Source organism: Pseudomonas sp. LBUM1646 (assembly GCF_059716165.1).
On sequence record NZ_CP166810.1, the window covers coordinates 5,301,545 to 5,317,124 of the forward strand.

The window sequence follows — 15,580 nt, forward strand, 5'->3', positions numbered from 1 at the left end:
GGCCGGCGCTTACACGGTGTACTTGTCGAAATCCTCGGGCTTGATCTGGGTCGATACCGCAAAAGTGTCGATGCCGATGGTCATGTGCCCGAAAAAGCCATCATCCATGGTGTCTCGACCGATGCTGTGCACCATCAGGGTTGAGGCTTTACCGCCCATGGTTTCGTAGTAATGGTCTTGATCGTTGGTCAGCGACGACACGCTCCGCCCCTTGTACTCCCTGGCATTAAGCACCGACCTGGACACAACCTCGGGAAAATAGAGCTGACCGACCCAGGCAACATGCCGTTCTTCCAGATAGTTGTTGCCGTCGGTGATCCGTACGGCCACGTGAATGTGTAGCGCACGACCGGCATAAAACGACGGATAAATCGTGGTAAATCGCACGACGCCCTTGTTGTCGCTGAATTGCCCACCGCGCAAGTAGGTGTCGTCATCGGTGCGCGGGACCGAACCGATACTGCCGACGTCGACTTTTTTGTCCGGGTCGACCTTGCTCCAGCCCGAATACGCGCCTCGGGCGTTGCAATGCCAGATATCCACCAGCGCGCCGTTCACCGGCTCTCCGGTCATGGCGTCGACAATCGCCAGCCGCAGCACCAGGGGAACGCCGTCCTGACCTTCGCTAATATTTCTTCTGATGAGTTTAGGGTTGCGAAAATACGGGCCGGCGATCTGCTCCGGGGAGAGCAGGCAAACCGTTTCGCGGGGGGCAGTAGTGTTGTAATCCATGAGGTTCTCTCTTCCATAAGATGCTTCAAGGATAGAGAGAGACGCCGGACGGGATGCGGTAACTATGTATCGGGTCGTGTGATTTGCTCCTACGGGGCATTCTGCAGGCAAAAAAAAACGGTGCACCGACCAAGCGCACCGTAAAGCCGTAGAACACACAACGAAGTGTCAGGTAACAATCAGTCCAGCAGCGCCAGGGCCTCGGCGGTGCATTCCTGAATGCGGGCCCAGTCGCCGTTCTTGATCCATTCCGGATCAAGCATCCAGCTACCACCCACGCACATCACGTTTTTCAACGCCATGTAGCTTTTGATATTGGCCGGACTCACGCCGCCAGTCGGGCAGAATTTGACTTCGCCGAACGGGCCGCCCAAGGCCTTGATAGCCGCGACGCCGCCGCTGACTTCCGCCGGGAACAGCTTGAAGCGGCGATAGCCCAGGCCATAGCCTTCCATGATGCCGGAGGCGTTGCTGATGCCGGGCAACAGCGGGATCGGGCTGTCGACACTGGCTTCGAGCAGGTCACGGGTAATGCCTGGGGTGACGATGAATTGCGAACCGGCCCTTTCGGCGGCGGCAAGCATGGTGCGATCGAGCACGGTGCCAGCACCGGTCACCAGCTCCGGACGCTGCTCACGCAGAACCTGGATGGCCTTGAGGCCGAACTGCGAACGCAGGGTCACTTCCAGGGCGGTCAGGCCACCGGCGGCCAGGGCGTCGGCCAGCGGCAAGATGTCCTGTTCGCGAGCGATGGTGATCACCGGCAAGATCCGCGCCTTGGCGCAGAGGCTGTCGATCAGGGCAACTTTGTCCGCCATGGAAACGGTCGGGGATGTCTTTGTCATAGCGGCTGATCCTTGGCTCATGGGCACCAGTAAATCTCTAACGTAGGTTGCAGAAACGCGCGAATCGGCATGGCGGCGACATCGTCACCGGCCAATGCGGCACTTAAAGTGGTCAGCTTGGACTGACCGGAAATCGATAGAACGGTGGTCTTGGCCGAAGCCAGCAGCGCACGACTCATGGTCAAGCGCTGGTGCGGCACGGTCGGTGCCAGCATCGGATAGCAACGGCGTGTGCCGTCGACTTTCAAGGCATCAGCCAGGTTCGGGCTGTTGGGGAACAGCGAAGCGGTGTGACCGTCATCGCCCATGCCGAGGATCAGCACGTCGATCGGCGGCAACTCGGCGAGCAAACGGTCGGCCTGCTCGGCTGCCAGCTCAAGGTTGGCGGTGGCGCTGTACAGACTCAGGAACTGAGCCTTGGCCGCCGGGCCTTGCAGCAGGTAGCGCTTGAGCAGGCCGGCATTGCTGTCGGCGTGCTCGACCGGCACCCAGCGCTCGTCTGCCAGGGTCACGACCACCTTGGACCAGTCCAGTTTTTGCTTGGCCAGGTTCTGGAAGAACGCCACCGGGCTGCGGCCACCGGACACCACCAGCGTCGCGTTGCCGCGAGCATCGATAGCGTCATTCAGTTGCTTGGCCACATTCAGCGCCAAACCGTCGGCCAGCAACACCGGGCTCTTGAACTCATGGGCGTTGACGCCCTGAGGCAGTTGCAAATTAGATATCGCCATACCACGACCTCCCATCCCGCGTGATCAGTGCAATGGAGCTCATTGGTCCCCAGGACCCGGCCGCGTACGGCTTGGGCGCATCACCGGATTTTTTCCACCCGGCGATCAACTGGTCACACCACTTCCACGCGGCTTCGATTTCATCTTTACGGACAAACAGGTTCTGATTGCCCCGCATTACTTCCAGCAACAACCGCTCGTAGGCATCGGGAATCCGTGCGCTGCGATAGGTGTCGGAAAAATTCAGCTGCAACGGACCGCTGCGCAGCTGCATGCCCTTGTCCAGGCCTTGTTCTTTGGTCATCACGCGCAAGGAAATGCCTTCGTCCGGTTGCAGGCGGATAATCAGTTTGTTGCTGATCTGCAGGCGCTGCTCGGGAGCGAAGATGTAGTGCGACGGTTCCTTGAAGTGAATGACGATCTGCGACAGCTTCTGCGGCATGCGTTTGCCGGTCCGCAGGTAAAACGGCACACCGGCCCAACGCCAGTTGCGGATATCGGCCCGCAGGGCGACGAAGGTTTCGGTGTCGCTTTGGGTGTTGGAATTCGGCTCTTCCAGGTAACCCGGCACCGGTTTGCCTTCGCTGTAGCCGGCGATGTACTGGCCGCGCACCACTTGAGTGGTCAGGCCTTCCGGGCTGATCGGCGCCAGGGCCTTGAGCACTTTGACTTTCTCGTCACGGATGCTGTCGGCGGACAGGTCGGCCGGCGGGTCCATGGCGATCAGGCAGAGCAGCTGCAGCAGGTGGTTCTGGATCATGTCCCGCAGCTGGCCGGCCTTGTCGAAGTAACCCCAGCGGCCTTCGATGCCGACCTTCTCGGCCACGGTGATTTCCACGTGGGAAATATAATTCTGGTTCCACTGGGTTTCGAACAGGCTGTTGGCGAAACGTAGGGCGATCAGGTTCTGGACGGTTTCTTTGCCCAGGTAGTGGTCGATGCGGTAGGTGCGGTTCTCCGGGAAGAACTGCGCCACGGCGTCATTGACCTTGCGCGAGGATTCCAGGTCCGAACCGATGGGTTTTTCCAGCACTACGCGAGTGTTTTCGGTCAGGCCGACCTTCGACAGGTTCTCGCAGATCGCGCCGTAAACGGCGGCCGGTGTGGCGAAGTAGGCAATCACGCGCTGGGCGCTGCCAGCCTGCTCGGCCAGGGCGACGTAATCGTCAGCCTTGAGGAAGTCGACGTGCAAGTAGCTCAACCGAGCGAGGAAGCGTTCGAGCACGGCTTCGTCCAGCTCTTTGGCATCGACGTAGCGGCGCAGCTCCGAGGTGATGAACGCCAGGTGCTGCTGCTCGCTGCCGGGTTCACGGGCCAGCGCGATGATTCGCGAGTCCTCGTGCAACAGGCCGGCGCCGTCCAGCTGATAAAGGGCAGGAAACAGCTTGCGCAGGGCCAGATCGCCGAGGGCGCCGAACAAGGCAAAGGTGCACGGTTCTACCGTAATCGAAGGCATGATGTTTGTTCTTTTATCAAGTTAAGCTACAAATACCTTTTTTCAAGGCATCACTCAAGGGAAAATGTAGTAATAACCACAACATTTTCGCAAAATACAGATTGCGAGTGGTGGTCGGTCGGAGCCATCAGTAGGATAGGCCACCGTGACGGGCCGCATCAAAGGCCCTTTTTGCATAGCAGAGCGCATCTTTGCGCTGCTGACTCAAGGAACATCTATGGACCGCGTGCGAAATTTACTGGAACAAATCCAGAATCGCCTTGAAGACCTGAACAAGGCCGAACGCAAAGTCGCTGAAGTGATCCTGCTCAATCCACAGCAGGCGACCCGGTTCAGCATCGCCGCCCTCGCCCAGGCCTCAAAGGTCAGCGAGCCGACGGTCAACCGGTTCTGCCGTTCGTTCGGTGTCAGCGGCTACCCGGAACTGAAACTGCAGTTGGCCCAGAGCCTGGCCAGTGGCGCCGCGTATGTCAGCCGTGCGGTCGAGGCCGATGACAATCCTGAAGCCTACACCCAGAAAATCTTCGGCAGCGCCATCGCTTCGCTGGACAGTGCTTTGCAGGCCCTGGACCCGAACCTGATCAGCCGTGCCGTCGATCTGTTGATCCAGGCCCGGCAAATCCACTTCTTCGGCCTCGGCGCCTCGGCCCCGGTAGCGCTGGATGCGCAGCACAAGTTCTTCCGCTTCAACCTCGCCGTCACCGCCCATGCCGACGTGCTGATGCAGCGCATGATTGCCTCGGTGGCGCACACCGGCGAGTTGTTCGTGATCATTTCCTACACCGGCCGCACCCGCGAACTGGTGGAAGTGGCGCGCATTGCCCGGGAGAACGGCGCTTCGGTGCTGGGTTTGACCGCTGAAAACTCGCCATTGGCCAAGGCCAGTACCTTGAGCCTGAACATTCCGCTGCCGGAAGACACCGACATCTATATGCCGATGACCTCGCGGATTATTCAGCTGACGGTGCTCGATGTGTTGGCGACTGGCATGACGTTGCGTCGCGGGGTGGATTTCCAGCCGCATTTGCGCAAGATCAAAGAAAGTTTGAATGCGAGCCGGTATCCGGTGGGTGACGAGTTCAACTAGTCCGCACTGATCGTTCCCACGCTCCGCGTGGGAATGCCTCAAGGGACGCTCCGCGTCCAGTGACGCGGAGCGTCACGGGCTGCATTCCCACGCGGAGCGTGGGAACGATCACCCCACCCACGCCTGTAAACTCAAATGCGCCCGCTCCCCCGGCGCCAGACTCAGGCTATCCGTCCCGCCGCTCGCCGCTTCCACGCAGACAAATTCCAACACCTCGTTCCAGCTCACCCCCAGCAACGGTCGCGAACCCGGATGCCAAACCACCGTGTCCGCAGCGTCGCCAGTGTCGATGCACAATTCCCGCTGCCAGGCGTGGTCCTTGAGCTGTAATTCGCCGTCATGCTGGAACACGCGCTGACAACCGCCATCGACCCGCAGCTCACCTTCCTGATGACACACCTGTCGGCTCAACTGATCGTAACCCTGCGCGCCATCGAGCCCAGACAGCGCTACCTCAGCCACGTCGCCAATACGCCAGTAAGCATGCAACGCCTGGCTCAATTGGCACGGCAGGCTGTCCTGATGCTCGGTGCTCAGGCGCAAATCCATGCGTTCGCCCAGATGGGCGTGCAGGTCAACCGTCCAGTCGCATAGCTGCAATTGCCAGTGCAAGCGCACGCCATCATCGTCAGTACTGCTATCGAGTAACTTCCAGTCCAGCAGCCGCGCCCAGCCATGGGACGGCCAGGCGTTTTCGCTCGGATGACGGCCAAACCACGGCCAGCACACCGGCACGCCGCCCCGAATCGCCCCCACGTGCGGCCACTTCGCCGCGCACCACAACCAGGGCTTCTGCCCCGCTGGCTGAAAGTGCAACAACTGCGCACCCTGGCGGCTGAACACCGCTTGGCACAGCGGATGATCGATCACTAGCACGTCGCGCATCTGATAGCGTTCCCACGCAAACACCGGACGTTCGCGCAAGGATTTGAAGAAGCGTTGTAGCGGATGCTCATGCATGTGCCGCGGTCCTGAAAATCATCTGTTGCCGGGGTGCGCCGCCCCCAAAAAAAAGCGGATAGCCTTGGCCATCCGCAAATATGCGCACATAGAGAGGAGCTTATCGCAACAGCGTTAGAACACCGACTGAATTTTCAGACCGGCGACCAGCGCGTTGTCGACTTCATCAACACCGCCCGGGTGAGTGATGTATTGCAGGTTAGGACGCACGGTCAGCCAGTTGGTAACGTGGAAGCCGTAGTTGATTTCGTAGTTGTACTCGGTGCTACGCAGTGGCGCGAACAGTGGATCTTCGTAGTCGCTGACACCATTGGAAGCGTTGATCAGCTCGGAGTTTTTCTTCACGTCATCGTTGACATGGATGCGGGCGAAGCCGATACCGACGTCATCCTTTGGACGTGCATCGAACGGACCTTTGTAGACAAACATCAGCGACTGATAGTTGTCGACGAAGTTGGTGTCCTTGTCGTGGAACGTGGCGTTGGCCGCGATGTTCAGACCGCGGGAAGCGTCACCGTTGTGGGTGGTGAGTTGTTGCTGCGCAACGAACCAGTAGCCGGACTTGCTGCTGTGGCTGCGATAGGCGTTGCCGCTGGTTGCCGCATCATTGCCGTTGTCGTCTTTAAGAACGTCATCAGCCTTGGCCGTGCTTTTGTAGTAACCGACACGGTATTCGCCCGGCAGGTTGTTCGGGTTAGGCAACCAGACCAACTCGACCGGGATGACGGTGCCCGCCGTACCACTGCCGCTGAGCTTGAAGCCGTTACCGTGCTCAAGCTGCGACGGGTTCTGGTTGTACGCGCCGATCTGCGCATAGAACTCAGGCGAGATGTTGTACTTGACGCGGACAGCGGCCTGGCTGACTGGCCAGTTGTACCAGATACCGGTAGCCCAGTTACCCGCTTGTGAACCGCAGAACGCCAGGTTCTGGAACTCGCACGGGAAGGTGTTGAAGTCTTCGCCTTCACCGAAGTAACCGGCCTTGACGTCCAGTTTGCCGTCGAGGAACTGGTGCTTGATCCACAACTGGGTCAGACGGACCATGTGGCCACGGCCGTAGACTTCCTGGGAGGAGCTCAAGGTGCCGGCACGCGGGTCGCCAACACGGTCGTTGGAGATGTTCTGACCGTTACGGTTGGTCAACTGGATCTTCGCCTGGGTGTTATCCCAGCCCCACAGCTTTTGCAGGTCCAGTGCCACGCCCAGGCCGAACTGGTCGGCGTAACGCGCAGTCTTGTCGTTGTTGTAGCCACCATGGAGGTTGCCGCCGACTTCGCCGACGTAGTCCATCTTGATGTCGATACCCTGCTCGATCAGCTTGGTACGCTCACCACCCCAGTCACCGGTCATCCACTGGGAATCGGCGCTGAACGCGTCAGCCGCGTGAACGCTACCGACCAGGGTCATTGCCGCCGCAACAGCTGACAATTGGCAGATAAGCTGAACGTTGTTCTTCTTCTTCATCCCTACATCCTCGTTTTATTGTTATTAACTGTTTTTATCTAACGCGGTTTACATAGACTGCGGCGAATGTCCCCATCCGCCGCACATTTCCCCGAGTGGGAGCAGGCAAGCCAGCTCCCACACTTGTTCTTCAGCGACCTTTGAACTGCGCCACATTGGCGCCGTGGGCCTCAGCTTTCGGCACACCGGCCACCCCCAGGCGCTCCCCGGTCTTGGCATCGAACAGCAACACTTTCGATGGATCGAATTGCAGGGTCAGGGTCTCGCCCACACCCGGCGCAACGTCTGGCGCCAAACGGCAGCAGACCTTGGTTTCGTTCAGGTTGACGAACACCAGGGTGTCCGGGCCGGTCGGCTCGGTGACCTGGACTTCGGCGCGAATGGTCGGCAAACCGTTCGGCTCGCCGTTCGCCAGCACAATCTGTTCCGGGCGCAGGCCGAGGATCACTTCGCGATCTTCGAGCCCGGCATCCTGCATGCCCAACGGCAATTCACAACGGGCCTGGCCGCTGTCGAGCAGCGCGATCAGGCGACCGTCCTTGCGCTGCAAGCGCAGGGGGATGAAGTTCATCGGCGGCGAACCGATGAAGCTCGCCACAAACAGGTTGGCCGGGTTGTTGTAGATGTCTTTCGGCGTGCCGAACTGCTGAATGATTCCGTCCTTCATCACCGCCACTTTGTCGCCCAGGGTCATCGCTTCGATCTGGTCGTGGGTCACGTAGACCGTGGTGGTTTTGAGGCGCTGGTGCATCAGTTTCATTTCGGTACGCATCTCGACCCGCAGCTTGGCGTCGAGGTTGGACAGCGGTTCGTCGAAGAGGTAAATCTTCGGCCGCCGCGCCAAGGCACGGCCCATGGCCACGCGCTGTTGCTGACCGCCGGAGAGCTGGCCGGGTTTGCGGTTGAGCAAGTGTTCGATCTGCAGCAGCTTGGACACCCGCGCCACTTCCGTTTCGATGTCGGCAGCCGGCATTTTGCGGATCTTCAAGCCGAACGCGATGTTCTCGCGCACGCTCATGGTCGGGTACAGCGCGTAGGACTGGAACACCATGGCGATGTCCCGATCTTTCGGGCTCATGCCGCTGACGTCCTGGTCATCGATCATGATCGCGCCGCCGGTGATGGTTTCCAGGCCGGCGATGCAATTCATCAGGGTCGACTTACCGCAACCCGAAGGTCCGACCAGGATCAGGAACTCTCCGTCCTTGATCGACAGATCGATGTCCTTCAGGGTGTCCGGCAAGCCGGGACCGTAAGTCTTGTTTACATTGCGAAGTTCGAGCGTAGCCATGATTACCCCTTGACTGCGCCGGCCGTCAGCCCGCGCACGAAATACTTGCCTGCGACCACATAGACCAGCAGGGTCGGCAGCCCGGCGATCATCGCCGCCGCCATATCAACGTTGTATTCCTTGGCCCCGGTACTGGTGTTGACCAAGTTGTTCAGCGCTACTGTGATGGGTTGCGAATCACCGCTGGAGAACACCACGCCGAACAGGAAGTCGTTCCAGATCTGGGTGAACTGCCAGATCAGGCAGACCATGATGATCGGGGTGGACATCGGCAGGATGATCAAGCGGAAGATGGTGAAGAAACCCGCGCCATCGAGCCGCGCGGCTTTCACCAGCGCATCCGGAACGCTGACGTAATAGTTGCGGAAGAACAGCGTGGTGAACGCCAGGCCGTAGACCACGTGCACGAACACCAGGCCCGTGGTGGTACTCGCCAGGCCCATCTTGCCGAGGGTGAACGAGGCCGGCAGCAGGACGGTCTGGAACGGCAGGAAGCAACCGAACAGCAGCAAACCGAAGAACAGTTGCGAGCCACGGAAGCGCCACATCGACAGCACATAGCCGTTCAACGCACCGATGGCGGTGGAGATCAGTACCGCCGGGACGGTGATCTTGATCGAGTTCCAGAAATACCCGTCAACCGTGCCCCAGGCCTTGACCCAGCCAATGCCGCTGACCACGGTCGGCCAGCTCAGCAGGTTGCCGGAGTTGATGTCTTCCGGGGTCTTGAAACTGGTCAACAGCATGACCACCAGCGGTATCAGGTACAGGAACACCGCGAGGATCAGCACGGCGTAGATCGCGATGCGACTCAGGCTGATGGAAGGTTTGGCGAAACTAGTCATGACGCTTGGTCCTCAGCTCGGAGTACAGGTAAGGCACGATGATTGCGAGAATCGCACCGAGCATCAGGATTGCGCTGGCCGAGCCCATGCCCATCTGGCCGCGACTGAAGGTGAAGGAATACATGAACATCGCAGGCAGGTCGGAGGAATAACCCGGGCCACCGGCGGTCATGGCCGCTACAAGGTCGAAACTCTTGATCGCGATGTGGGCCAGGATCATCACGGCGCTGAAGAACACCGGACGCAGGCTTGGCAACACCACTTTCAGGTAGATACGCGGCATGCTCGCGCCATCGATCTGGGCGGCACGGATGATCGATTGATCAACGCCACGCAGGCCGGCGAGGAACATCGCCATGATAAAGCCCGAGGCTTGCCAGACGGCAGCGATCACCAGGCAATACACCACGCGATCCGGGTCGATCAGCCAGTCCAGGCGGAAGCCTTCCCAACCCCAGTCACGCAACAATTTGTCCAGGCCCATGCCCGGGTTGAGCAGCCACTTCCACGCGGTACCGGTAACGATCATCGAGAGCGCCATCGGGTACAGGTAAATGGTGCGAATGAAACCTTCGCGACGAATGCGCTGGTCAAGAAACACCGCCAGCAGCACACCGATCACCAGGGTGATGCCGATAAACATGCCGCCGAACACGGCCAGGTTCTTGCTCGCTACCCACCAACGGTCGTTGTCGAACAGCCGCTGATATTGCGCCAGGCCCGCCCACTTGTAAGTCGGCAGGAAAGTCGACGTGGTGAACGACAGCACGAACGTCCAGAGGATATAGCCATAGAAGCCCACCAGGACGATGAACATGCTGGGCGCCAGCACCAGTTTGGGGAGCCAGCGCTGCAATGCATCGAACGGCGAGGCCTTGCTGAACACAGCAACAGAACTCATGGGAAGATCCAGTACGTAGAGAAAGGATTACAGGCGCATGCCGGGTGGGAGCGGGTTTGCCCGCCCCCACCGGGTCAACGCTGCTAACGGTTACTTGGCCGCTTTGATGGCCGTGCCGAGTTGCTTGGCAGCAGTGGCCGGATCGGCTTTCGGATCGTTGATGAAGTTGGTCACGACATCAAAGAACGCGCCCTGCACCGCCAGCGTGGTCGCCATGTTGTGCGCCATGCTCGGCTGCAGGCCGCCGGACTTGGCGTCCGCCAGGAAGTCCTTGGCAGCGGTCTGGGCGCAGGAGTCGAAACCGTTTTCTGCCATTTTGTTCAGCATGTCGATGCGAACCGGGATCGAGCCTTTGTTGATGCTGAAGACTTTCTGGAAGTTCTCACCCAGCACGACCTTGGCAATGTCCTGCTGCGCGGCAGAAGTACCCTTGTCTTTCTGCTTGAACACCGCCAGGGAGTCGATGTTGTAGGTGAAGGCCTTTTCGGTGCCCGGGAAGGCTACGCACTCGTAGTCCTTGCCGGCGACTTTCTTGGCCGCGGTCCATTCGCTCTTGGCCCAGTCACCCATGATCTGCATGCCGGCCTTGCCGTTGATGACCTTGGCCGCTTCCAGGTTCCAGTCCTGGCCTTTGCCGTCGGCGTCCATGTAGGTCGCGACTTTCTTCAGTTCGGTCAGCGCCTTGACCATTTCAGGACCGGTCAGGGCAGCGTTGTCCAGGTCGACCAGGGCTTTCTTGTAACCGTCGACACCCATGACCGAAAGCACTACGGCTTCGAACACGGTGCTGTCCTGCCAAGGCTGGCCGCCGTGGGCCAGCGCGATGAAGCCTTTGGCCTTGAGCTTGTCGCCGGCTGCGTAGAACTCTTCCAGGGTGGTCGGGGATTTTTCGATCCCGGCTTTCTTGAAGACTTCCGGGTTGATCCACAGCCAGTTGACGCGGTGAATGTTCACCGGCACGGCCACGTAGTCACCTTCGTACTTCACGGTATCGGAGACTTTCTTGTCGAGCAGGCTGTCCCACTTCTCCGACTTGGCGGCTTCTTTCAAGACGTCGGTGTCGAGCAGACCGGTAGACGCCCATTCCTGAATGTCCGGGCCTTTGATCTGCGCTACGCCTGGCGGGTTACCGGCCACGGCGCGGCTCTTGAGCACGGTCATGGCGGTCGCACCGCCACCACCGGCAACGGCGCCGTCCTTCCAGGTGAAACCGTCTTTTTCGACTTGGGCCTTGAGCACATCAACAGCAGCTTTTTCGCCACCGGACGTCCACCAGTGAACGACTTCTACCGAACCTTTGGAGTCGGCGGCAAGTGCACTGAGAGGGAATGCAGAGATAGGAAGCAATGAGGCAAGAGAAATGACAGTAGCGAGGCGAGAAATCGCATTCATCTAGAATTACCTTTCTTGTTGTTATGCATGCAAGTCTGGTGCTTGCGCTGCATAGGATTTTAAACAGGAGTTATCCCTTCGCAGGTAACGAAGGGACGCTTGAATGTCACCACATGGTTACACAGGAGCGCTCTGGGACAACTGCCCCAAGGCAGTCGCCATGCTCGGCGCCAACGGCAGGCGCGGAATCAGGACCGCTTGCCAGGCGTGATACAAGTCCGGCTTGCCACCCCAGATATCGGCACTCGGGCGGTTTTGCGGGTCGAGTTCATGGTGCCAACTGCCATCGCAACGGTCGATGAAATGACTGTCACAGAATTCCCAGAACAGTCGGTACCAGGTCTCGTATTGCTCGTCGCCGGTGCGTTTGAGCAGCGCACTGGCAGCGGCGCTGGCCTCGCAATGGGTCCAGTGCAAACGATGGCGAACCACGGCGCGGTTGTCCCAATCCAGCGTGTAGACAATCCCTGGCGCGCCATCGACATTCCAGCCGTGACGGCAATTGTGATCGAAGAGTTTTTGCGCGTCGGTTGCCAGCCAACCCGGCGTGAGCATCCCGGCCTGCACCCGCGCTGCTTCGAGGTGCAGTAACAACCGCGCCCATTCGAAACCGTGGCCCGGCGTGGTGCCGTAGGGGCGGAAACCGTCCGCCGGGTTGTCGTGGTTGTACTCGCGCAGCGGCTGCCAGTCGCGATCGAAATGTTCGACCACCAGGTAATCGTTGGCGGCGGCGTGACCGTGGATTACCCGCTCGACGATCCGTTGCGCACGGACCAGCCAGCGGTGATCGTCGGTGACATCCGCCAGCGCGAGGAAGGCTTCAGTGGCGTGCATGTTGCTGTTGGCGCCGCGGTAGGCTTCCTCTTCACTCCAGTCGCGATTGAAGGATTCGCGCATGGCGCCCTCCTCTTCGCTCCAGAAATGGGTGTCGATGATGTGGATCGCATCGTCGAGCAGCGCTTGCGCACCGGGCCGTTGGGCGACGACTGCGGAACTCGCGGCCAGGGCAACGAAGGCGTGCAGGTAGGCGGCTTTGCCGGTGTTGTCGTCGCGATGATGGGCCGTGGCGAACCAGCCGCCGTGTTTAGCATCCTTCAACGGGCCGCTGAGGGCCTGGACACCGTGATCCACCAGCTCGGCAAACCCCGGCAGGCCTTGGATGTGGGCCATGGCGAAGCTGTGGGTCATGCGCGCGGTGTTCATGGTTTCGGCGTGGGCGTTGGCCGGCAGATGGCCTCTTTCATCGAGATTGCCAAAGCCTTCGGGAAGCTTCGAAGCCTTGGCGAACGCCAGCAGGCGCAGGCCTTCGGCGGCGAGCCATTGCTGATGGGCAGGCGCGTTCAGCCAACTGCTGAAGGCAGGTTGGAAGGTGTCCATGAGGTACCTTTTTTGTTGTTATGACTGGGGGCAGTCTAAACAACGGTCGAGGTGCGGCAGGTAACGAAGGGGACGGGGTTTGTCACCATTTCGTGACAAAGGAAAAACAAAATCAAAAGATCGTAGCCTTCGGCAGCTCCTACACCGGTCTCAGTAGGAGCTGCCGAAGGCTGCGATCTTTTGATCTTTCAGTCGATTGAACGCGGCAACTGCAACGTCACCCGCAATCCGCCTTCACGAAGATTTTGCAGGCTAACTTCACCGCCATGGCTATGGGCAATATTGCGCGCAATGCCCAACCCCAACCCATAACCCTGCTGCTGCCCGGCCAAACGGAAGTGCGGTTCAAAAACCTGTTCCATCCGCTGCTCCGGCACGCCCGGCCCTTCATCGTCCACATGCAGGATGAAGGCGCTTTGATCGTCATCAATATGCAAATGCGCGTTTTGCCCGTACTTCAAGGCATTGTCGATCAGGTTGCCGATGCAGCGCTTGAGCGCCAGTGGTTTGCCCGGATAGGCTGCCAGCGCCCGGCCATGTTGGGTCACGCGGCCATTGCCGTTGGGTGCCAGGTAAGGCTCCACCAGGCAATCGAGCACATGATTGAGGTCCACCGGTTCGATATTTTCGTGGATGTCGGTGTCTTTCACGCATTGCAGCGCGCCTTTGACCAGCAGTTCCAACTCATCCAGATCGCGGCCGAACTTGGCTTGCAGCGTTTCGTCTTCAAGCAATTCGACCCGCAGCCGCAACCGGGTGATCGGCGTGCGCAGGTCGTGGGAAATCGCGCTGAACAACTGGCTGCGCTCGGTCAGGTAACGGCTGATGCGTTCGCGCATCGCGTTGAAGGCGCGGCCGACTTCGACCACTTCACTGCCGCCACCCTCGGGCACTGGCTCGACTTCGGCACCGAGGGACATGTCCCGCGCCGCCCGCGCCAGGCGTTTAAGCGGACGGCTCTGCCAGTGCACCAGCAGGCCGATAAACAACAGCAAAAAGCCGCTGGTGAGCACGATAAACCACACCTGCTGCGCCGGCAGGCCCTGCTCTTCAAGACTGGTGTAGGGCTCGGGCAACAGCGAGGCGATGTACAGCCATTCCCCCGGGGCCATCTGGATTTGTGTGACCAGCACTGGTGGATTCACCGGTTCCAGGGTCAACGCGTAATGCGCCCAGGAGCGAGGCAACTCATCGAGTTTCAGCCCGCTGTTGAAGATCCGCAGGTCTTCGGGGCTGACGAACGTCACCGAGATATCCGTGTCGTGGCCCAGGGACTCGCGCAGCACTTCGTCCACCGCCTTGAGCACCGCCGCTTTGCGCGGGGTGATCGGCAGCACTTCCATGCCTAACGGTTTGTCGTTGAGGGTCACCACGAACCGGGTGCCGCCCATGCTGCGCAATTGGTCGAGCACCAATGGCCGAAAGGCGACGGGCAATGAACGGAAATAGCTGACGCTGGCGGTCATCGAATGGGCCAGGCTGCGGGCGCTGGTAACCAGGCCTTCGAGTTGGGTGGCGCGCAGTTGCGAGACCCAGATCACGCTCGACAGCGCCTGGGCAAAGAGCACCACCAACAGGGTCAGCAGCAACATCCGCCCGAGCAACGAGCGGGGCACCGGCACCTTGGCGGCGAGCCGGCGCAACCACTCAATGGCCATTGCTGGCAACCACATTGGCAGCCAGTTGGTAGCCACTGCCACGCACGGTACGGATCAGTCGAGGGGGTTTTTCGGTATCGCGCAGGCGCTGGCGCAAGCGGCTGACGGCCATGTCGACGATGCGATCCAGCGGCATCAGATCGCGGCCACGGGTGGCGTTGCCGATGGTGTCGCGGTCGAGGATTTCCTGGGGGTGATCGAGGAACAGTTTCAGCAGGGCGAAATCGGCGCCGGAGAGAATCACTTCTTCGCCATCGATGTGGAACAACCGATGGCTGACCATATCCAGGCGCCAGTCATCGAAGGCAAGCACTTCACTGCCGGAACGCTCCTGACCGAACTGCGCACGGCGCAACAGCGCCTTGATCCGTGCCTGCAATTCGCGGGGGCTGAAGGGTTTGCCAAGGTAATCGTCGGCGCCCAGTTCCAGGCCAATGACCCGGTCGGCCTCGTCGGAGCTGGCGGTGAGCATGATGATCGGCACCTGGGCCTGACGCGGGTGCTGGCGAATCCAGCGGCAGAGGCTGAAACCGTCTTCGTCCGGCAGCATCACATCAAGGATCACCAGATCGCTCGGCGCCTCGTTCATCGCCTGGCGAAAGCCGGCGCCGTCCGGCGTCGTGCGCACCTGAAAACCAGCGCGGGTCAGGTAGGTGTCCAGCAACTCGCGTATCTCTTGATCGTCATCGACCAACAAAATCGACTTGTTGACTGAGCTCACAGGGGCGGCATCCTTGTTGTTTGAATTGGGCGGATTATGCCTGATCGTTCGATCGTTCCCACGCTCTGCGTGGGAATGCCTCAAGGGACGCGGAGCGTCCAGTGACGCTGAGCGTCACGG

General features: G+C 60.0%; 14 protein-coding genes. 1 reads left to right on the plus strand and 13 read right to left on the minus strand.

Annotation, left to right across the window (positions count from 1 at the left end; translation table 11 throughout):
• Positions 1–9: 9 nt before the first annotated feature.
• The 4 genes from ACA071_RS24180 to zwf all read right to left on the minus strand — a co-directional run bounded on the left by ACA071_RS24180 (position 10) and on the right by zwf (position 3,764).
• On the minus strand, positions 10–732 hold the full coding sequence (locus ACA071_RS24180) for an intradiol ring-cleavage dioxygenase (RefSeq protein ID WP_497641442.1): 723 nt from the start codon (positions 730–732) through the stop codon (positions 10–12).
• Between the two features lie 179 nt (positions 733–911).
• Positions 912–1,577: a bifunctional 4-hydroxy-2-oxoglutarate aldolase/2-dehydro-3-deoxy-phosphogluconate aldolase gene (locus tag ACA071_RS24185; protein ID WP_169373449.1), complete on the minus strand. Its 666-nt coding sequence runs from the start codon at positions 1,575–1,577 to the stop codon at positions 912–914.
• 17 nt (positions 1,578–1,594) lie between these two features.
• Positions 1,595–2,308 carry a 6-phosphogluconolactonase gene (gene pgl, locus ACA071_RS24190; protein WP_497641443.1) on the minus strand — a complete coding sequence of 238 codons (714 nt, stop codon included), beginning with the start codon at positions 2,306–2,308 and terminating at the stop codon, positions 1,595–1,597.
• A complete protein-coding gene (gene zwf / locus ACA071_RS24195; RefSeq protein ID WP_429512082.1) occupies positions 2,295–3,764 on the minus strand; it encodes a glucose-6-phosphate dehydrogenase in 1,470 nt (489 codons plus the stop codon). Before zwf ends, pgl begins: the two co-directional genes overlap by 14 nt.
• Positions 3,765–3,990: 226 nt before the next feature.
• Between zwf and ACA071_RS24200 the strand changes: the two genes are divergently transcribed.
• Positions 3,991–4,851: a MurR/RpiR family transcriptional regulator gene (locus ACA071_RS24200; protein WP_497645378.1), complete on the plus strand. Its 861-nt coding sequence runs from the start codon at positions 3,991–3,993 to the stop codon at positions 4,849–4,851.
• A gap of 108 nt (positions 4,852–4,959) precedes the next feature.
• On the opposite strand, the gene ACA071_RS24205 is transcribed toward ACA071_RS24200, so the two are convergent.
• From ACA071_RS24205 to ACA071_RS24245, 9 genes are all read right to left on the minus strand, one after another.
• Complete coding sequence (locus ACA071_RS24205; RefSeq protein WP_497641444.1) at positions 4,960–5,811, minus strand: D-hexose-6-phosphate mutarotase; 852 nt, start codon at positions 5,809–5,811, stop codon at positions 4,960–4,962.
• A gap of 114 nt (positions 5,812–5,925) precedes the next feature.
• Entirely contained in the window at positions 5,926–7,275 is a 1,350-nt protein-coding gene (locus ACA071_RS24210; RefSeq protein WP_497641445.1) for a carbohydrate porin, read from the minus strand.
• A 130-nt stretch (positions 7,276–7,405) separates the two neighbouring features.
• Positions 7,406–8,566 (minus strand): ABC transporter ATP-binding protein, encoded by a 1,161-nt coding sequence (locus tag ACA071_RS24215; protein ID WP_497641446.1) that lies wholly within the window; start codon positions 8,564–8,566, stop codon positions 7,406–7,408.
• 2 nt (positions 8,567–8,568) lie between these two features.
• A complete protein-coding gene (locus tag ACA071_RS24220) occupies positions 8,569–9,411 on the minus strand; it encodes a carbohydrate ABC transporter permease (protein WP_133838062.1) in 843 nt (280 codons plus the stop codon).
• Positions 9,404–10,312 (minus strand): carbohydrate ABC transporter permease, encoded by a 909-nt coding sequence (locus ACA071_RS24225; protein WP_054044927.1) that lies wholly within the window; start codon positions 10,310–10,312, stop codon positions 9,404–9,406. The genes ACA071_RS24220 and ACA071_RS24225 overlap by 8 nt, the downstream gene beginning before the upstream one ends.
• Before the next feature lie 90 nt (positions 10,313–10,402).
• A complete protein-coding gene (locus tag ACA071_RS24230; RefSeq protein WP_497641447.1) occupies positions 10,403–11,704 on the minus strand; it encodes an ABC transporter substrate-binding protein in 1,302 nt (433 codons plus the stop codon).
• Positions 11,705–11,821: 117 nt separating this feature from the next.
• Complete coding sequence (locus ACA071_RS24235) at positions 11,822–13,081, minus strand: D-mannose isomerase (protein WP_497641448.1); 1,260 nt, start codon at positions 13,079–13,081, stop codon at positions 11,822–11,824.
• A 188-nt stretch (positions 13,082–13,269) separates the two neighbouring features.
• On the minus strand, positions 13,270–14,739 hold the full coding sequence (locus ACA071_RS24240) for an ATP-binding protein (protein WP_497641449.1): 1,470 nt from the start codon (positions 14,737–14,739) through the stop codon (positions 13,270–13,272).
• A complete protein-coding gene (locus tag ACA071_RS24245) occupies positions 14,729–15,460 on the minus strand; it encodes a response regulator (protein ID WP_008155851.1) in 732 nt (243 codons plus the stop codon). Before ACA071_RS24245 ends, ACA071_RS24240 begins: the two co-directional genes overlap by 11 nt.
• Positions 15,461–15,580: the final 120 nt, after the last annotated feature.